This window comes from Rhodanobacter sp. FW104-R8, assembly GCF_001617365.1.
Classification (GTDB): Bacteria; Pseudomonadota; Gammaproteobacteria; order Xanthomonadales; family Rhodanobacteraceae; genus Rhodanobacter.
The window spans coordinates 12,928-31,157 of the sequence record NZ_LVJR01000022.1 but is presented as its reverse complement, the minus strand read 5'-3'; the positions used below and the strand labels follow the sequence as shown (position 1 = coordinate 31,157).

Below are 18,230 nucleotides of genomic sequence, written 5' to 3'. Positions count from 1 at the left end.
ATCCCCGATGAACGCCGCACTCAAAGAAAACACCCACGACTACAAGATCCGCGACCTCTCGCTGGCCGATTTCGGCCGCAAGGAACTGGACATCGCCGAGCACGAGATGCCGGGCCTGATGTCGATCCGCCGCAAGTACGCGCCGCAGCAGCCGCTGAAGGGCGTGCGCGTGACCGGCTCGCTGCACATGACGATCCAGACCGCGGTGCTGATCGAGACGCTGAAGGACATCGGCGCCGACGTGCGCTGGGCCTCGTGCAACATCTTCTCGACCCAGGACCACGCTGCCGCCGCGATCGCCGCCAGCGGCACGCCGGTGTTCGCCTGGAAGGGCGAGACGCTGGAGGAATACTGGGACTGCACGCTGGACGCGCTCTCCTTCCCCGACGGCAAGGGCGGCTTCCTCGGCCCGCAGCTGGTGGTGGACGACGGCGGCGACGTCACCCTGCTGATCCACAAGGGCTACGAGCTGGAGAACGGCTCGAACTGGGTCGACGAGAAGGCCTCCTCGCACGAGGAGCAGGTGATCAAGAACCTGCTCAAGCGCGTGCACGCCGAGCGCCCGGGCTACTGGCACACCGTGGTGAAGGACTGGAAGGGCGTCTCCGAGGAGACCACCACCGGCGTGCACCGCCTGTACCAGCTGGCCGAGGCGAAGTCGCTGCTGGTGCCGGCGATCAACGTCAACGACTCGGTCACCAAGAGCAAGTTCGACAACCTGTACGGCTGCCGCGAGTCGCTGGCCGACGGCCTGAAGCGCGCGATGGACGTGATGCTGGCCGGCAAGGTGGCCGTGGTATGCGGCTACGGCGACGTCGGCAAGGGCTGCGCGCACTCGCTGCGTGCCTACGGCGCGCGCGTGGTGGTCACCGAGATCGATCCGATCAACGCGCTGCAGGCGGCGATGGAAGGCTTCGAGGTCAACACGGTCGAATCCACCCTGGGCCGCGGCGACATCTACGTCACCACCACCGGCAACAAGGACGTGCTGACGCTGGCCCACATGCAGGGCATGAAGGACCAGGCGATCGTCTGCAACATCGGCCACTTCGACAACGAGATCCAGGTCGACGCGCTGAACGCCTCCGGCGCCACCCGCCTCAACATCAAGCCGCAGGTCGACAAGTACACGTTCGCCAACGGCAACGCGATCTTCCTGCTCGCCGAAGGCCGCCTGGTCAACCTCGGTTGCGCCACCGGCCACCCCAGCTTCGTAATGAGCAACAGCTTCTCGAACCAGACCCTGGCGCAGATCGACCTGTGGGCGCACAAGGACAGCTACACGGCCAAGGTGTACATCCTGCCGAAGAAGCTCGACGAGGAAGTCGCCCGCCTGCACCTGGAGAAGATCGGCGTGAAGCTCACCACGCTTACCGCCGAGCAGGCCGCCTACCTCGGCGTGCCGGTGGAAGGTCCGTACAAGCCGGAGCATTACCGCTACTGATTGTTGCCGGGAATCGGGAATGGGAATCGGGAATCAGGGCCCGGTTCCCCCGCATGACGGGGCGCAGCGATGCGCCCCGTTTTTTTATGCGTCCGGCCTGCTCCCTCCCCTGCACGCAGGGGAGGGTCGGGGTGGGGTCGCTCTTCGCTCTCAACCATTCCCGGCTTCGATTCTTGATTCCGCCATCTATCGCTCCATCGCGACACAAAGATATATACTCGCCGGTACCGCGACCAGGAACCCGTGCGATGCCTTCGATCAGCTTCGAATTCTTCCCGCCCAAGACCGAAGAACAGCGCACACAGCTGGACCGGGCGGCGCAGGTGCTGAAGGCGCACCAGCCGGAATACGCCTCGGTCACCTTCGGCGCCGGCGGCTCCACGCTCAGCTACACCGGCGATACGGTGGCGCGGCTGTATCACGAGCACGGCCTGGAGGTGGCGCCGCACCTGTCGTGCATGGGCGGCACCCGGGCCGAGATCGGCGCGCTGCTGGACAGCTATCGCGCCGCGGGCTACCGGCGCCTCGTGGCGCTGCGCGGCGACATGCCCTCGGGTATGGCCAGTGCGGGCGACTTCCGTTATGCCGCCGAACTGGTGGGCTTCATCCGCGAGCACTGCGGCAACCACTTCCACATCGAGGTGGCGGCGTATCCGGAAACCCATCCGCAGGCCGACGACGCGCTGCGCGACCTGCAGCATTTCAAGGCGAAGATCGATGCCGGCGCAAACGGCGCGATCACCCAGTACTTCTTCAACCCCGACGCGTATTTCCGCTTCGTGGACGACGTGCACCGGCTCGGCGTCAGCGTGCCGATCGTGCCGGGGATCATGCCGATCGCGAACTACAGCCAGCTGAAGCGCTTCTCCGACCTGTGCGGCGCCGAGATCCCGCGCTGGATCGCCAAGCGCATGCAGGCCCACGGCGACGACGCCGAATCGGTACGCGCGCTCGGCGCCGAGGTGGTGGCGCAGCTGTGCCGGCGCCTGCTCGACGGCGGCGCGCCGGGGCTGCACTTCTACACGCTGAACCGGGCCCGCGCCACGCAAGCGGTACTGCAGCAACTTTCATGATCCGCGAGGCCGGTATGCTGGCGCGATGCACCGGCTGGCCACCCTGCTCCGCCTGATCCTGCTGGCCTGCACCGCGCCTGCCGCGGCGCAGGCGCCGATCCATCGTTGCATCGGCGCGAACGGCGGCGCGGTGTTCACCGACCAGCCCTGCGCGGCGCTGCAGGCCACTCCGGTCGCCCCCGCCGCCAGACCCGGCAACGCCGCAGCGGCGGCCGCCGCACCGCCGCCGATCCTGTGCGCGGCCAGCCGCCACGAACTGCGCCAGAGCGTGATCGACGCGTTCGCCAGCCGCGATGCGAACCGCCTGGCTGGCCTGATGCTGTGGAACGGCTATGGCCGCGGCACGGCGATCGCGGACATCCACTCGCTGGCCGGGTTGATGAAGCAGCCGCTGCTGGACGTGGACATTCCTGATGGCGCCGTGCCGGCCGCAGCCGCCAGTACCGACGCCCCGCTCACCGCCGACAACCCGCGCGCGCCGCCGCCGGCCGACGACCGGCTGCTGCTGCACACCGCCGGCAACGACGGCAGCGGCGGCCCGCGCGAACTGCGCTTCGACATCGTGCGCCAGGCCGGCTGCCTGTGGCTGCGCAACGCGGATTGACGCCGGCCCGACGCCCAGCAGTTATCATGGGCGGTCACCTTTGGAGAACCGACATGGCGCAGCAATACCCCGAATGGATCTGGCAGAACGGCAGCATCAAGCCCTGGGCCGAGGCGACCACCCACGTGATGTCGCATGCGCTGCACTACGGCTCGTCGGTGTTCGAGGGCATCCGCAGCTATGCCACGCCCGATGGCGCAGCGATCTTCCGCCTCACCGACCACCTGAACCGGCTGTACCAGTCGGCCAGGATCTATGACATGGCGCTGCCGTACACCGCCGACGAGCTGGCCGCGGCCTGCCGCGAGGTGATCCGCCGGAACGGCCTCGGCGCCGCCTACCTGCGCCCGGTCGCCTGGCGCGGCCTGGGCGGTTTCGGCCTCTCCGCCGAAACGCCGATCGACATGGCCGTGGCCGCGTGGCCGATGGGCCCGTACCTCGGCGCCGAGGCGCTGCAGAACGGCATCGATGCCTGCGTGTCGAGCTGGCAGCGCTTCGCGCCGAACACCATCCCGGCCGGCGCCAAGGCCGGCGGCAACTACCTCTCGGGCCAGCTGATCGCGCGCGAGGCGCGCCGCCTGGGCTTCGGCGAAGGCATCGCGCTGGCCTCCACCGGCCTGCTCAGCGAAGGCGCCGGCGAGAACCTGTTCCTGGTCTTCGACGGCGTGCTGCACACCCCGCCGGCCAGCGCCTCGCTGCTCACCGGCATCACCCGCAACACGCTGATGACGCTGGCCCGCGAGGACGGCATCGAGGTGGTCGAGCGCGACATCCCGCGCGAATACCTGTACCTCGCCGAGGAAGTGCTGATGTGCGGCACCGCCGCCGAGATCACCCCGATCCGCTCGGTCGACGGCAAGCAGATCGGCGCCGGCAAGGCCGGCCGCGTCACCCTGCGCCTGCAGGAGCTGTTCTTCGGCCTGTTCGACGGCCGCACCCACGACAAGTGGGGCTGGCTGGAGCAGGTGTGAGGGCTGGGGAAGCGGGTCAAGTACGAGCAGCGGGAAACGAGAGGGCCTCGACCTGACCGCCCACCAAAAACGCCCCGCGATGCGGGGCGTTTTCGTTTCCTCTCTGCTTTGCTCCCTCCCCTGCTGCGCAGGGGGAGGGTTGGGGTGGGGTCAGCTCTTGATCTCCTCCGCAAGCCCGAACAACCCCTCACCTGAAGGACTCCCTGCGGTCGCTAACCTCCTCCCTGCGACCGAAGGAAGTCCCTTGGGAGCAAGCAGGGGGAGGAACCAAAGGCGTCAGGCGAACCTGATGCTGGCGATCGCGCCGTTCGCGTCGCTGCGCGGGCGCATCGAGACGTCCCAGCCGTAGAGCTCGCACAGCCGGCGCACGATCGCCAGGCCGAGGCCGGCGCCGCTGCCGCCGGCACCTTCGCCGCGCACGCCGCGCTGGAACAGGCGTTCGGCATCCTCGGGCTTGATCCCGGGGCCGGTGTCGATCACCTCGATGGAGCCGTTCTCCACCACCACCCGCACGCTGCCTTCGAGCGTGTACTTGATCGCGTTGCCGACCAGGTTGGTCAGCGCTACCGACAACACCGAGGCCGGCGCGTTGACGTTGACCGGTTCGTTGACGGCAAGGTCGATGGTCAGCGGCTTGCCGCGCATCTGCGGGCGCTGGCTCTCGATCACGTCGGCGGCAACCTTGCCGACCTCGGTGGTCTCGCCGCGGGTGGGGCCGCGCCGCTCGGCGCGCGACAGCAGCAGCAGCGCCTCGATCAGCTCGGTGGCCTGGCGCGAGGCACGCTCGATACGCTTGAGTCGCTCGCTCAGCTTCTCGGTGAGGTCGGGCGAACCCTGCAGCAGCTCGGTGGTGGAGGCGATCACCGCCAGCGGCGTGCGCAGCTCGTGGCTCACGTCGGAATTGAACTCGCGGTCGCGCTCGACCATCGCGGTGAGCCGCGCCGAGTACTCGTCCAGCGCATGCGCCAGTTCGCCCACCTCGTCGTCGGCGAAATGCGGAGCCAGCGGTTCGGCCTTGCCGGCCTTGCGGAAGTCGCGCAGGCGATTGGCCAGCTCGCTGACCGGCTTGAGCACCTTGCGCGACAGCCACAGGCCCAGCACCAGCGACAGCAGGCCGAACAGGAACACCGCGCCGATCACGCTGATCAGCAGCTGCCGCTTGCCGAGGTCGTCGCGGCTGACGTCGTACTTGACGAAGGCGATCAGGCCGTACTTGCGGCTTACCGCCAGCTTGTAGTGCCGCTGGCGGCCGTCCGTGTCGGTCTCGTAGATGTCGTGCACGCCGCTGGGCAACGGCTGCCATGCCAGCGGCGCCTTGTAGAGGGTGCGGTCGCTCCAGCCCCAGCCGGTCATCAGCTTGGAATAGAACGGCTGCCCCGGCGACTCGTGCATCTGCTGCACGTAGCTGTCGGCATCCTGCTGCAGCGCCGAGGCCACCAGTTGCTCCTCCACCTTGGCGCGAACGTACAGCGCGGCCACGGCGAACAGCGCGCTGAGGCCGAAGCCGAACAGCGCGAACGAGACGATGAGGCGGAACCGCAGCTTACGCCTGGACTGCATCCGGCTCGACCATCCGATAGCCAATGCCGTGCCGCGTGTGGATCAACGGCTTGTCGAACGGTTTGTCGATCGCCGCGCGCAGGCCATGGATGTGCACGCGCAGGGAGTCGCTGTCCGGCAGCTCTTCGCCCCACACGCGCTGCTCCAGATCCTGCCGGGTGACCACCGACGGGCTCGCTTCCATCAGCGCCTGCAGCAGCTTCAGGCCGATCGGGTTCAACTGGATCGACTTGCCCTCGCGGTTCACCGTGAGCGTGTCGAGGTTGAAGGTGAGGTCGGCCACCTTCAGCACGCGGCTCTGCGGCCCCTTGCCGCGACGTGCCAGCACTTCCAGCCGCGCGGCCAGTTCCTGCAGCGCAAACGGCTTGGTCATGTAGTCGTCGGCACCGGACTCGAAGCCGGTCAGCTTCTGCTCCAGCGCATCGCGCGCGGTAAGCATCAGGATCGGCGTCTGCTTGTGCGCCTCGTGGCGCAGCTTGCGGGCGACCTCCAGGCCGTCCATCCCGGGCAGGGTGAGATCGAGCACGATCACGTCGAAATCGTGCACCACCGCCAGGTGCAGGCCGGTCACGCCGTCGCCCGCGAAATCCACCACATGGCCACGATCTTCCAGATAGTCGCCGATGTTGGTTGCGATATCGCTGTTGTCTTCGATCACCAGAACACGCATGTGTCGCTCCTGCACAGCCGGCGAACGGACCCGCTGGAGTGGCAAGCTTAACAAGCTTGCGTGAACGCGGCGCACCCGGCGCGCCGCGAAACTGAACGGGTGACGCGCAGGCAAGAAAAAAGCCCAGACGAGCGACTCGCCGTCGCCACGCCTGGGCCCGAACTACTGCCCCGATACCATCGTCTGCCGCGACCAGATCTTGCTGTGCAAGCGCCGGACAAATCAACAGTGACTGCTTTATAGGGCGAGCATGGTTACGGTGGAGTTAACCGGCGTCCGCCCGCGCGTTAAACCACCGGGCGTCCACCCACCAGCTGCGGCGGTTCATTGCCGACCGGCCCGCATGGCAGCGTCGTTTGCTTGGGGGCCGGCAGCGTCGGGCCAGCGGCAGATGTGGGTACCGATCACCACTCGACAGTCGATCCGCGCCCGGAGCTCCTCGTTGACGGATGCGCCGGATGGAACGTTCCTGGCGGCGTCGGCGTTCAGGGTGAACACCATGGTCTGGCGATAGCGTCGCTGCGGCATCGCGCCCGCATTCGCGGAATACAACCAGCCGTGCACGGCCTGCAGCGCCGCCTGCTCAAACACGCCGGCGGGTTCGGCACTGATCACCCGCAAGTCCTGCACACGGCCATCGGGGGCAAGACCGAACTCGACCACGACCTGGCCTTCGATGCCCCGCGCCAGCGCCGTCGGCGGATATACCGGCTGGCGGATATGCACCGGTAAAGGCCCGGAAACAGCCGCCATCGATGCGACACGGTGCTCCACTTGCCCGCCGATGCGGGCAGGTTCGCCGCCCTGGATCGGCGCCAGGGCGAATGCCCGCCGTGGCAATGGATCTGTCACTACCAAGGCCGTGTCGATCGCCTCCGGCGGAAGCGCGGAATTATCCGTGGGGACCGCAGCGGCCTCCACCACCGGCCTTATCACGGCAGCGTGCGCCGGCGCCAGATCCGGCAAAAGCCACATTGCACGGGATCGCGACAATGGCAGCCAGGACGGCGCCAGTATCGACTGCACCTGCATGATGGACTCATCCAGGCCGCGTTGCAGCTGCATCCTGCCCGACTCCAGCCTCAATGCAAGTGCCGCCAGCACGGCCCCAACCAGCAGGGCAACGAAACGTGCCGACGTGTGCAGGCGTGGAGCCCTGCTTGCCGGCGCGATCATGTGTTGTACGCGATCCAGCAAGACGCCCCCACTGGCAGCGAGCAACAGCGAGCCATGCCGCTCCCGCAACTCGCCCAGTTCGGCAAGTGCCGTCACAAACACATGCCGGCTGCCGCCGCTGGCCGACAGTGCCAGTTCGTCGCAGCAAATTTCACGCTCGTTGCGCACGTCGCGTGAAATCCAGTGCACTACCGGATGATAGAAATGCAAGGTCTCCAGGATGACCTGGAACAGGTTGACGAGCGGATCCCAGCGCTGCAGATGCGCCAGCTCGTGGGCGAGGATCAGCTCGATCTGAGTACACGGGAAACGGCATGCGACCGCCATCGGCAACAGGATCACCGGTCGTATCCAGCCCACCAGCGCCGGCGTCGCAATGACCTTGCTGCACAGTACCGTGACATGTCGGCGCAAGCCAAAGCGCTGCGCCATATGAGTGACCTGCGCCTGCCATCGCGGCATCGACTCGGCCACGCGCACCAGCGCCTTCAAGGTGCGCCACTGCCGCCACGCGCGCAGCGACAACAGCAGCACGCCCAGCAACCAGGCCAGTACCAGCCACGGCAACAGGGCATTGAAACCGCTGCCAGACGCCCACGCAGCAGCCACCGTCACGTCAGGGCCACCGGCAGTTGCAGCCACCATGTCGGCGGCCAACGGGACGAGCGGCGGTGCGGCTTGCAGCAAACGCCACGCCGTCAGCAAAGGGCACACGGCGAGTACCACCAGCACGCCCAGCCCGAAGCGATAGCGGGCTTCGCCACGCGGCAGCGCCACCCGAACGGCGGCATATACCAGACCCAGCAAGGCACCCTGCCAGATGAAATGCACCAAGGCCCAGCCGATCACCCGAGCGCTTTCGAGCAACAACGGCAGCGTGTCCATCAGGGTGCGTCCTTGTCCAGCTTGTTCAGCAGGTTGCGGATCTCACGCAGCTCCTCGCGGCTGGCCCGCTGGCTGCCCAGCGCATGCAGCACCAGTTGCGAGGACGAACCGTCGAACACCCGCTGCACCATGTCGAGCAGAAAGCGCTTCTGCGTGCGCTCCTTGCTCACTGCAGCACGATATACATGCGCGCGCTGTGAGTCGTCGCGCTCGACCAGGCCCTTGGCATGCATCACCTGCAGCAGTTTCAGCGCCGTGGTGTAACCGGTGCCATCCCCCAGACGGAGCACCTCATGCACATCGCGCACGGTGCACGCACCGCGTGCCCACAGGACGTGCAGGATCTGCAGCTCCGCCTCGGTGGGCTTCGGCACAACGGAAGATTGCGCTTTCATGTCGGTTCTTCCACCGCCCCCGCGATCAGCTCATGCAGCACTTCCCGGGCAAGGGTCTCAACCACCTGGCTGCCGCTGCGGAGCCTTGGGGTGGTCTTGCATGAAGTGCTGGCTGCTTCGCCGTTCTCTTTCGATGTCACCGTAAGTGCGACAGACCGACCTGGGGAAAAGCGATCCCAGAGGGCGCTCCGACTCGCACACCTGCCTCTTGTCGTCGCGATGGTTCAGGATTGCGTTGACGGTTTCCTGATGGTTGAACAGCTGCGTCTTCGCTTCCACCGTCATCTGGGCAACAGTGCCGTATTGGTCGAATAGCGACTGCATCTTGCCCAGACTGGTGTCGACGGTTTTCCGCTCGGAGCTGTCGACAAACTCGTAGCGTCCTCCGGGAGCCATTTGCTGGCGCACGGCAGCGACCACTGCCGCGAAGTCGTCCTTGTTTTCAGCCTTGACCACCACTTCCGTCTTGGCGGCATAGACGCCCCCCAGCGGCAGCAGCGTCATGCCCACCACCATGCCGATCAGCCATATCTTCAGTTTCATGCACCGCGTCCCTCCCAAATCCTGCCGTGTCCCGGACCGGAACAGCTGGCGCAGGATTCCACGCGCACCGATCGTATGGCGCCTTTCGAGAAAAAGTCAACGAAGACTATCGTACTAGTACCTTCGTAGAGCCCACTCGGGGCAGGCACACGGCAACAATGCAGCCCGTGATCGTACGAAAAACGGCATCCGGGCTTGCATTTCCGCCTTTCGCGCCGGACCACGCCCCGATGCGGGCGTCCACGGACAGGTACGGGGCCAACCGTGCGATGGCTCCAGACGCGTTCAACGAACGCGTTCGCGGCTAGGCTTTCCGCAGACTGCCACGATGCACCTTGTCATCGGTGCGCGCACCACCGGCCTGGGCCTCCAGCAGCTCCACCACCGCACCGGCCACATCGACGCCGGTGGCGGCCTCGATGCCCTCCAGACCGGGCGAGGCGTTCACTTCCAGCAGCAGCGGACCCCGCCTGGAGCGCAGCAGGTCGACGCCGGCGATACCCAGCCCGAGCGCGCCGGCCGCGCGCACCGCGATGCGTTTTTCCTCCGCGCTCAGCGTGGCGGCGGTCGCGCTGCCGCCGCGGTGCAGGTTCGCGCGGAAATCGCCGGGGCTGGAGTCGCGCTGCATCGCCGCCACCACCTTCTTGCCGACCACGAAGCAGCGCAGGTCACTGCCCTGCGCCTCGGCGATGAACTCCTGCACCAGGAAATTCGCGTACAGGCCGCGGAACGCCTCGATCACGCTCTGCGACGCGGCATGCTTCTCGGCCAGCACCACGCCGGTGCCCTGGCTGCCTTCGTTGAGCTTGATCACATGCGGCGGATCGCCGAGCAGGGCGAGCACGTCGTCGGCATCGTCCGGGTTGTCGCCGAACACGGTCACCGGCATGTCGATGCCCTGCGCCGCCAGGATCTGCAGGCATCGCAGCTTGTCGCGCGCACGCAGCACCGCATCGGACGGGTTCGGCGTGTACACGCCCATCATCTCCAGCTGGCGCAGCACGGCGGTGCCGTAGAACGTGCTGGTCGTGCCGATGCGCGGGATCACCGCATCGATGTCGCGCACCTCCCGGCCCTTGTAGCGGATCGATGACGCGCCCGGCGCGATGCGCACGTAGCAGCGCAGCGGATCGAGCACGCGCACCACATGGCCGCGCACGCGGGCGGCCTCGACCAGCCGCTTGGTCGAATAGAGGCGGGTATTGCGCGACAGGATCGCAATCTTCATGCAGAAAGATCCGTGGCCACCCGGGGCGGCCGTGACTGGGTGTAGGAACGCGCCGGGTCCACCGCAAAACGCCCGCTCAGCGCGCTGCGGCCCAGCAGCATCGGAAACAGCATATGCCGGCGATCGGTCAGGTTGATGTCGACGTCGAACCGCTGCCCGGCCAGTTGCACTTCGCTGCGGATGAACCAGCGCTCGGTGCGCCGCCCGCCGGTGTCGGTCACCGCGCGGCGATCCAGCGCCGGCGCCTCGCAGCGGATCTCCAGCGGTTGGCGGCGACCGGCATGGATGGTGAAGCACAGCCAGGTTGCGCCGTCGCGCAGGAAGGTTTCCAGGGTGTCCACATGCAGCGAACTGCTGCGCGCCCCGGTATCGAGCTTCGCCTTGAGCACGCCGATGCCCAGCTGCGGCAACGCCAGCCGCTCCCGCCAGCCGAGTGTGATCAGATCCGCCATGTGGGTTCGGGGAGTCGTTCGGGGATCGGGGAGTGGAGCGGGTGAAGGGAATCGAACCCTCGTCAGTAGCTTGGGAAGCTACAGCTCTACCATTGAGCTACACCCGCCTTGGCCGGCGGATGTTAACCCGGGATTCGCACAGTTGGAAAGCGCGCGCGCCCCTCCTTGCCGGCGCCTGCCGGGCCAACGCGTGCTGAACGGCGGCGGGCGGGGATCTCCCACGCGGTCATCACCTGTACTCCAATGCACGTTGAGGCGGGTGTGTCGGACGGAACCCCGTGCCGCACCCGCCTTCGCTCGCGAGGAGAGCATCCATGCCCAGGTTTGCCGAGTTGTCCGCCCCGTGGCGCCGTCACTGGCGAGCGCTGGCGATCGTGCTGCTGTGCGCGGCGGCGGGACTGGTCCAGGCGCAATCCCGCCCGGACGGCATCGATCCGCCGAGCCGGGTGGCGCGGCTGTCGTACATCGCCGGCGACCTCGGGTTCCTGCCGGCCGGCGCGAAGGGCTGGAGCGACGCCAACCTCAACCGTCCGCTGACCACCGGCGACAAGCTGTCCACCGCACGGAACGCGCGCGCGGAACTGGAATTCGGCGGCGGCACGCTGCGCATGGACGACCGGACGGACGTCGGCCTGCTCGACCTCAATGACAAGCTGGCCCAGCTCGAACTGACCCGCGGCACGCTCAGCCTCACCGTGCGCCGGCTGGGCAATGGCCAGAGCTACGAGATCGACACGCCGACGGTGGCGCTGGTGGTCGACCGGCCCGGCACCTTCCGCGTCGACATCGACGACCGCAACGGCGGCACCCGGGTCACCGCATTCGACGGCGACGCCACCGTGTTCGGCGAGAACAACGCGCAGCGCACGATCAACCCCGGCCGAAGCTACCGCTTCACCGACGCCAGCCTGGCGACGGTGACGATCACCGACATCGACGACGGCGATACGTTCGACGACTGGGTCAACGGGCGCGACCGGCGCTACGTGCGGTCGGAAAGCCGCCGCTACGTATCGGAAGACGTGGTGGGCTACCAGGATCTCGACCAGTACGGCAGCTGGCGGGACACCGGCGAATACGGCGCGGTGTGGTTCCCGAGCCATGTCGACCCCGACTGGGCGCCGTACCGCACCGGCCATTGGGCCTGGATCGCGCCGTGGGGCTGGACCTGGGTGGACGACGCGCCGTGGGGCTTCGCGCCCTACCACTACGGGCGCTGGGCTTACGTGCGTGGCGACTGGGGCTGGATCCCCGGCCCGGTCAGCGTGCGCCCGATCTACGCGCCGGCGCTGGTTGCGTTCGTCGGCGGCGGCAGCTGGTCGATCGGCATCGGCAGCGCGCCGGTGGGCTGGTTCCCGCTCGGCCCGGGCGAGGTCTACAACCCGTGGTACCACTGCGACCGCAACTACTACACGCGGGTCAACGTCACCAACATCTACGTGCACAACACCATCAACCGCACCACGGTCATCAACAACATCGACAACCAGTACAACTACTACCGCGCGGGCCGCCCGTTCCGCGAGGCCGGCTACGCCAACCGCATGGCGCCGCGCGGCTTCACCGCCATGCCGGGCAATGCCTTCGCCGACGGCAGCCGCGTACAGCGCGACCGGATCCGTGTCGACCCGCGCAAGCTGGCCGATGCCCCGGTGCTGGTGCGCGGCGCCGACCGGCCGCCCCCGGTGGTCGCCGGCAGCGCGATGCCGCCGCGCAGCGCGCACGTGCGCGACCTGCCGGCCGGCGGCTTCGAGCGGGAGGTGGTGGCGCGCCATGCCCCGCCCGGCATGACGCCGGAAGCTGTCGCCCGCGGCCGGGCCGCCCAGGTGGCCGACGGGGAGCATGACGACGCCTTCCGCCCGAACGTGCGCATGCTGAACGCGCACGGCAATGCCGATCGCGCGACGCGCCCGGCCGCGTCGCGCCCGGAGTTCGCGGGACGCGACGGTAACGGGTTCCGGCAGCCGACGGCTCCCGCCGCGACGCTCCCCGAGGTCAACCGGATCAGTCCGGCCGCGGCGCAGGACAACCCGCCCGCGCCGCGCGAGGGTGCCGAACTGCGCTCCGCGCGCTTCGCCCACCCGCGTGGCGGTGATATCGCCGATCGTCCGCGGCCGGGCGTCAGCTACATCGCCCCTGCGGACCGGGCCGGCCCGGCGACCACCGGCGGCCCCGCGCTGCCGCCGATGCCGCAGATCCGGCGCGCGCCCCTGGCCGACCGGGAGATGGTGCCGGCGACCACCGAACGCACCCCTCGCTACGAGCCGCCGGCAGACCGCACGATGCAACGCGACCCCATGCGTGCGCGCGCTGCCGAGGAGCCCCGCTTCCAGCGCTCCGAACCGGCACCGCGCTTCCAACGCCAGGAGCCGACACCCCGCGGCTATGTCCGCGAGGAAGCACTGCCGGCTGCGGCCGCGCCACCGCGCGAAATGATGCAGCCGCCGCGACCGCCGCCGTCCTACCAGCCCGCACCGCCGCGCTTCGACCCGCCGCCACGCGTCCAGGAAGCGCCGCAGCCGCCACGCGGTGAGCCGCGGCAACCGCCGCGCAAATCCGCGCCACGCGAGAGCGAGGACCGGCAGCAGAACTGACATCGTCTCGCTCGTGCGGGGCGCAGGAGTCCCGCCCGCGATGGCCGTCGTCCCGGTGGCGGCCGGGATGCGGCATCGGGCGCGGCTTTCGAGGCCGCCGCCGGTAAAGCGCGACGCCAGCCGCTACAATGTCCGCATGCAGATCATCCTCAATGGCCAGCCGCGCGACTGCGACTCCGCCACCAGCGTCGCCCGGCTGCTGGAACAGGCCGGCTACGCCGGTCGCCGCGTGGCCGTGGAACTGAACCAGGAAATCGTGCCGCGCAGCCGGCATGACAGCCAGTTGCTGGCCGACGGCGACCGGCTGGAAATCGTCCACGCCATCGGCGGCGGCTGAATCCGCCCCGTTTTGCGCACCCCAGAGTCCCGCATGAACCTCAAGACCACCGCTCCGACCGACCCGCTGATCATCGCCGGGAAAAGCTACGGCTCGCGCCTGCTCACCGGCACCGGCAAATACCGGGACTTCGACGAGACGCGCGCCGCCTCGCTGGCTGCCGGCGCGGAGATCGTCACGGTGGCGATCCGCCGCGTGAACATCGGCCAGGATCCCTCCGCGCCCAGCCTGATCGATGCGTTGCCGCCGGGCGAATTCACCCTGCTGCCGAACACCGCCGGCTGCTACAACGCGGCCGATGCGGTGCGCACGTGCAAGCTGGCGCGCGAGCTGCTGGACGGCCACCGGCTGGTGAAGCTGGAAGTGCTCGGCGACCAGAAGACGCTGTTCCCCGACGTGGTGGAGACGCTGAAGGCCGCCGAGGAACTGGTCGCCGACGGTTTCGAGGTGATGGTCTACACCAGCGACGACCCGATCCTCGCCAAGCGGCTGGAGCAGATCGGCTGCGTCGCGGTGATGCCGCTGGCCGCGCCGATCGGTTCGGGCCTGGGCATCCAGAACCGCTACAACCTGCTGGAGATCATCGAGAACGCGAAGGTGCCGATCATCGTCGACGCCGGCGTGGGCACCGCCTCCGACGCGGCGATCGCGATGGAGCTGGGCTGCGACGGCGTGCTGATGAACACCGCGATCGCCGGCGCGCGCGACCCGGTGCTGATGGCGCATGCGATGAAGCTGGCGATCCAGGCCGGCCGCGCCGCGTTCAGGGCCGGGCGCATCCCGCGCAAGCGCTACGCCTCCGCCTCCAGCCCGATCGACGGCACCATCGGCTGAGCCCAGGCTCCTCTGCACGGGAGGTGCTGGAAGCCGCCCTCCCCGGACCCCGCATGACCGACACGCCCCACCACGAGGCTCCCGAACACCTGCGCCGCATCCGCAGTTTCGTGCTGCGCGAGGGGCGCATGACGCCGGCGCAACAACGCGCGTTCGACACGCTGTGGTCGCGCTACGGTATCGACTACCGCGGCGCGGCGCACGATTTCGCCGCCAGTTTCGGCCGGCGGGCACCGCTGGTGCTGGAGATCGGTTTCGGCAACGGCGAGGCGCTGGCCTGGGCCAGCGAGCACGACCTGTCGCGCGACTTCATCGGCGTCGAGGTGCACGGCCCCGGCGTGGGCCGGCTGATGAATGCGCTGGCCGCGCGCGGCGCCGCCAACGTGCGGCTGTACAAGCACGACGCGGTCGAGGTGCTGGAACACGAGATCGCCGCCGACAGCCTGGCCGAGGCGCGCATCTGGTTCCCCGACCCATGGCACAAGAAGCGCCACAACAAGCGCCGCATCATCCAGCCGGCCTTCGTCGCCCTGCTCGCCTCGCGCATGGCCCCCGGCGGCCTGCTGCACCTGGCCACCGACTGGCAGCCCTACGCCGAGCACATGCTCGAGGTGATGGAAGCCGCCCCGGGCTGGCGCAACGCCACCGGCCCGGGCCAGTACGCCGAAAAGCCGGAATGGCGCATCGAAACCCACTTCGAGCGGCGCGGACTGAAGCTGGGGCATGGGGTGTGGGATTTGTTGTACCGGAAGGTTTGAGCGAAGAGCGACCCCACCCCGGCCCTCCCCTACTGCGCAGGGGAGGGAGCAATGCCAGTTTTTCTCCCTGCAAGCAGGGGAGGAAGCGATGCCAGCTGTTCTCCCGGCAAGCTGGGGAGGAAGCGATGCCAGCTGTTCTCCCTCCCCTACGCAGTAGGGGAGGGTTGGGGTGGGGTCAAGCTTTTGACCTTTCCTCCAGCACCCGAAAAATCTCCGCCACCACATCCTCCGTGCGCAGCAGCACGTCGTCGTTCCAGAAGCGCAGCACGCGATAACCTTCGCGCCGCAAGGCCGCGGTGCGTCGCTGGTCGTACGCCAGCGCATCGAGATGCTGCCCGCCATCCAGCTCGACCACCAGCCTCGCCGACACGCAGACGAAGTCCGCGATGTAGCCAGCCAGCGGATACTGGCGGCGGAACTTGTGCCCGCCCAGCTGCTGTCGGCGCAGGAAGTACCACAGACGACGCTCGGCATCGGTGCTGTCGTTGCGCAGGCGGCGGGCATTGATCCATATGCGCTGCATGGCGAGTCCTTCGCTGGGGTTGAATGCGGAAAAGCCTAACCCCCTCCCAACCTCCCCCTGCAGGCAGGGGGAGGAGCAAAAATCAGTACTCTCACGCCACTGTGTTGTGCTCCCTCCCCTGCAAGGCAGGGGAGGGTCGGGGAGGGGTTCGCTCTTGGCCTTGGGTTCACCAGCTAGCGCACCACCCCGCTTATACTCACGGTCATCCGCCCAGGGACGAATCGACAGCAGCGTGAAGCTTCCACTGCCCCGCCGTATCCGCCGTAGCCCGCTGCCCTTCCGGGACGTCGGCTAGTGGCACTCTCGCTCACCCCCGAAATGGTCCTGGTACTCGGGCTGGTGGGCTTCACCATGCTGATGCTGGTACTGGAGTGGATCCGCGCCGACATGGTGGCGCTGCTGGTGGTGGTGGTGATCGGGCTGACCGGGTTGATCCCATCCGACCGCGTTTTCAACGGCTTCGCCGGCAACGCGGTGATCGCGATCATCGCGATCATGATCATGGGCGAGGGGCTCGACCGCGCCGGCGTGCTCAGCCTCACCGCGAACTTCGTGATGCGCATGGCGCGTGGCGTGGAATCGCGCCTCGGCATGGTGATCAACCTGGTTGCCAGCCTGTTCAGCGCGGTGATCCCCAGCCAGGCGCTGGCGGCGCTGATGATCCCGGTCAGCAGCCGGCTGGCGGCGCGCACCGGCGTGCCGTTGTCGCGGCTGCTGCTGCCGATGGCGTTCTGCATCCTCACCGCCACCAACACCACGCTGATCGCGAATTCGCCGCTGATCGTGCTGAACGACCTGATCGCCAGCGCCAACGTGAACCTGCCGCCGGGCGCGCACACCATCCCGAAGTTCGGCCTGTTCAGCGTCACCCCGATCGGCCTGGCGCTGGCGCTGCTGGGCGTGGGTTATTTCTACTTCTTCGGCCACAGGCTGCTGCCCGGGCACGAGGACGAGCGGCTGAAGGTGACGCCCGGGCGCACCGAGAGCTACTTCGCCGAGACCTACGGCATCGTCGGCGAAACCGCCGAGCTCACCGTCACCGCGGAAAGCCCGCTCGTCGGCATGAGCATCGGCGAGGTGGAGCAACTGCACGGCGCCCCGCTGATCCTGGCGATCAAGAGCGGCAACGAGGCGCGTATGGCGCCGCCGGCCGACCTTGTGATCTGGGTCGGCTCGGTACTCGGCGTGCTCGGCCCGCGCGAGCAGCTGAACCAGTTCGCCAACAACCAGCTGTGCCGGCTGTCCACCCGCATGCGCCAGCTCGGCGAGTTGTTCAACCCGACCCGCGCCGGCATTTCCGAAGTGGTGATTCCGCCGGTATCGCGCTTCATCAGGCACACCGTGGGCGAGCTGCGCCTGCGCAAGCGCTTCGGCATCTCGGTGCTGGCGGTGAACCGCGGCGACCAGGTACTGCGCGACGACGTGCGCTCGGTCAGCCTGCGCGCCGGCGACACCGTGGTGCTGCACAGCAACTGGCGCGACCTGTCGCTGGCCGCGGAAGACCGCGACCTGGTCGTCGTCACCGACATCCCCAAGGAGCAGCAGCGCCCCGGCAAGATCTGGCAGGCGGTGGGCTTCTTCGTGCTGGCGAAGTGCCTGGCGCTGTTCACCAACCTCGACCTGTCGGTGGCGATGATGACCGGCGCGATCGGCATGCTGCTCACCGGCGTGCTGAACATGGACGAGGCGTACAAGGCGATCAACTGGAAGACGATCTTCGTCACCGCCTGCCTGATCCCGCTGGGCTGGTCGATGGACGCCACCGGCACCGCCGCGTGGATCGCCCAGGTGGTGCTGGAGCATCTGGGCAGCGCGTCGCCGTGGCTGCTGCAGCTGTGCCTGGCCGTGCTAACCCTGCTGTTCTCGCAGGTGATGTCCAACGTCGGCGCCACCGTGATGATGGTGCCGATCGCGATCAGCGTGGCCGTCGCCACCGGCGGCAACCCCTCGGCCTACGCGCTGATCGTGGCGGTGTCCTCCTCCAACACCTTCCTGCTCAGCTCCGGCCATCCCGCGCTGATGATGGTCACCGGCCCCGGCGGCTACAAGGGCAAGGATTTCCTGCGCGTGGGCCTGCCGCTGACCTTCCTGGTCCTCGTCGTCACCCTGCTCGCGATCAACCTGCTGTTCCGCTGAAATACGCGCCGGGCAAGCGACAGCGGCCCGCATCGCTGGTATTTTCG

The 18,230-nt window shown here is 68.1% G+C and carries 17 protein-coding genes and 1 tRNA gene; 9 read left to right on the top strand and 9 right to left on the bottom strand.

Features of this window, described 5'->3' with window-relative positions; all coding sequences use genetic code 11:
- Positions 1 to 7: 7 nt before the first annotated feature.
- The 4 genes from ahcY to RHOFW104R8_RS06205 all read left to right on the top strand — a co-directional run bounded on the left by ahcY (position 8) and on the right by RHOFW104R8_RS06205 (position 4,092).
- Positions 8 to 1,444 carry an adenosylhomocysteinase gene (gene ahcY / locus RHOFW104R8_RS06220; protein ID WP_068090163.1) on the top strand — a complete coding sequence of 479 codons (1,437 nt, stop codon included), beginning with the start codon at positions 8 to 10 and terminating at the stop codon, positions 1,442 to 1,444.
- A 248-nt stretch (positions 1,445 to 1,692) separates the two neighbouring features.
- Positions 1,693 to 2,517 (top strand): methylenetetrahydrofolate reductase [NAD(P)H], encoded by an 825-nt coding sequence (gene metF, locus RHOFW104R8_RS06215; protein ID WP_068090162.1) that lies wholly within the window; start codon positions 1,693 to 1,695, stop codon positions 2,515 to 2,517.
- Positions 2,518 to 2,542: 25 nt separating this feature from the next.
- The gene (locus RHOFW104R8_RS06210; RefSeq protein ID WP_068090159.1) at positions 2,543 to 3,121 is read left to right on the top strand and encodes a DUF4124 domain-containing protein; all 579 of its coding nucleotides are present in this window, start codon (positions 2,543 to 2,545) and stop codon (positions 3,119 to 3,121) included.
- Positions 3,122 to 3,174: 53 nt separating this feature from the next.
- The gene (locus tag RHOFW104R8_RS06205; RefSeq protein ID WP_068090157.1) at positions 3,175 to 4,092 is read left to right on the top strand and encodes a branched-chain amino acid transaminase; all 918 of its coding nucleotides are present in this window, start codon (positions 3,175 to 3,177) and stop codon (positions 4,090 to 4,092) included.
- Between the two features lie 276 nt (positions 4,093 to 4,368).
- On the opposite strand, the gene RHOFW104R8_RS06200 is transcribed toward RHOFW104R8_RS06205, so the two are convergent.
- The 8 genes from RHOFW104R8_RS06200 to RHOFW104R8_RS06165 all read right to left on the bottom strand — a co-directional run bounded on the left by RHOFW104R8_RS06200 (position 4,369) and on the right by RHOFW104R8_RS06165 (position 11,108).
- Positions 4,369 to 5,652: a HAMP domain-containing sensor histidine kinase gene (locus RHOFW104R8_RS06200; RefSeq protein WP_068090155.1), complete on the bottom strand. Its 1,284-nt coding sequence runs from the start codon at positions 5,650 to 5,652 to the stop codon at positions 4,369 to 4,371.
- Complete coding sequence (locus RHOFW104R8_RS06195; RefSeq protein ID WP_068090153.1) at positions 5,636 to 6,322, bottom strand: response regulator transcription factor; 687 nt, start codon at positions 6,320 to 6,322, stop codon at positions 5,636 to 5,638. Before RHOFW104R8_RS06195 ends, RHOFW104R8_RS06200 begins: the two co-directional genes overlap by 17 nt.
- A 324-nt stretch (positions 6,323 to 6,646) precedes the next feature.
- Entirely contained in the window at positions 6,647 to 8,383 is a 1,737-nt protein-coding gene (locus tag RHOFW104R8_RS06190) for a M56 family metallopeptidase (RefSeq protein WP_068090151.1), read from the bottom strand.
- Entirely contained in the window at positions 8,383 to 8,778 is a 396-nt protein-coding gene (locus tag RHOFW104R8_RS06185) for a BlaI/MecI/CopY family transcriptional regulator (protein WP_068090149.1), read from the bottom strand. Before RHOFW104R8_RS06185 ends, RHOFW104R8_RS06190 begins: the two co-directional genes overlap by 1 nt.
- A gap of 57 nt (positions 8,779 to 8,835) precedes the next feature.
- A complete protein-coding gene (locus RHOFW104R8_RS06180) occupies positions 8,836 to 9,321 on the bottom strand; it encodes a hypothetical protein (RefSeq protein WP_068090147.1) in 486 nt (161 codons plus the stop codon).
- A gap of 304 nt (positions 9,322 to 9,625) precedes the next feature.
- Positions 9,626 to 10,549, bottom strand: coding sequence for a 30S ribosomal protein S6--L-glutamate ligase (gene rimK / locus RHOFW104R8_RS06175; protein ID WP_068090145.1), 924 nt, complete (start codon positions 10,547 to 10,549; stop codon positions 9,626 to 9,628).
- Positions 10,546 to 11,001, bottom strand: coding sequence for a RimK/LysX family protein (locus RHOFW104R8_RS06170; RefSeq protein ID WP_068090143.1), 456 nt, complete (start codon positions 10,999 to 11,001; stop codon positions 10,546 to 10,548). The genes rimK and RHOFW104R8_RS06170 overlap by 4 nt, the downstream gene beginning before the upstream one ends.
- 33 nt (positions 11,002 to 11,034) lie before the next feature.
- A tRNA-Gly gene (locus RHOFW104R8_RS06165) sits at positions 11,035 to 11,108 on the bottom strand.
- Between the two features lie 207 nt (positions 11,109 to 11,315).
- Here RHOFW104R8_RS06165 and RHOFW104R8_RS06160 point away from each other — a divergent pair.
- From RHOFW104R8_RS06160 to trmB, 4 genes are read left to right on the top strand one after another with little or no spacing between them, the layout of a single operon-like run.
- Positions 11,316 to 13,595 (top strand): FecR family protein, encoded by a 2,280-nt coding sequence (locus RHOFW104R8_RS06160; RefSeq protein WP_068090141.1) that lies wholly within the window; start codon positions 11,316 to 11,318, stop codon positions 13,593 to 13,595.
- Between the two features lie 40 nt (positions 13,596 to 13,635).
- Entirely contained in the window at positions 13,636 to 13,932 is a 297-nt protein-coding gene (gene thiS / locus RHOFW104R8_RS06155; RefSeq protein ID WP_407071432.1) for a sulfur carrier protein ThiS, read from the top strand.
- A gap of 33 nt (positions 13,933 to 13,965) precedes the next feature.
- Positions 13,966 to 14,766: a thiazole synthase gene (locus tag RHOFW104R8_RS06150; RefSeq protein WP_068090139.1), complete on the top strand. Its 801-nt coding sequence runs from the start codon at positions 13,966 to 13,968 to the stop codon at positions 14,764 to 14,766.
- Positions 14,767 to 14,819: 53 nt separating this feature from the next.
- Complete coding sequence (gene trmB, locus RHOFW104R8_RS06145; protein WP_068090137.1) at positions 14,820 to 15,524, top strand: tRNA (guanosine(46)-N7)-methyltransferase TrmB; 705 nt, start codon at positions 14,820 to 14,822, stop codon at positions 15,522 to 15,524.
- Between the two features lie 175 nt (positions 15,525 to 15,699).
- Here the strand turns inward: trmB and RHOFW104R8_RS06140 are convergent, their stop codons facing one another.
- Positions 15,700 to 16,047, bottom strand: coding sequence for an endonuclease domain-containing protein (locus tag RHOFW104R8_RS06140; RefSeq protein WP_068090135.1), 348 nt, complete (start codon positions 16,045 to 16,047; stop codon positions 15,700 to 15,702).
- Between the two features lie 318 nt (positions 16,048 to 16,365).
- On the opposite strand from RHOFW104R8_RS06140, the gene RHOFW104R8_RS06135 reads away from it, so the two are divergent.
- Positions 16,366 to 18,183 carry an SLC13 family permease gene (locus RHOFW104R8_RS06135; protein WP_068098601.1) on the top strand — a complete coding sequence of 606 codons (1,818 nt, stop codon included), beginning with the start codon at positions 16,366 to 16,368 and terminating at the stop codon, positions 18,181 to 18,183.
- Positions 18,184 to 18,230: the final 47 nt, after the last annotated feature.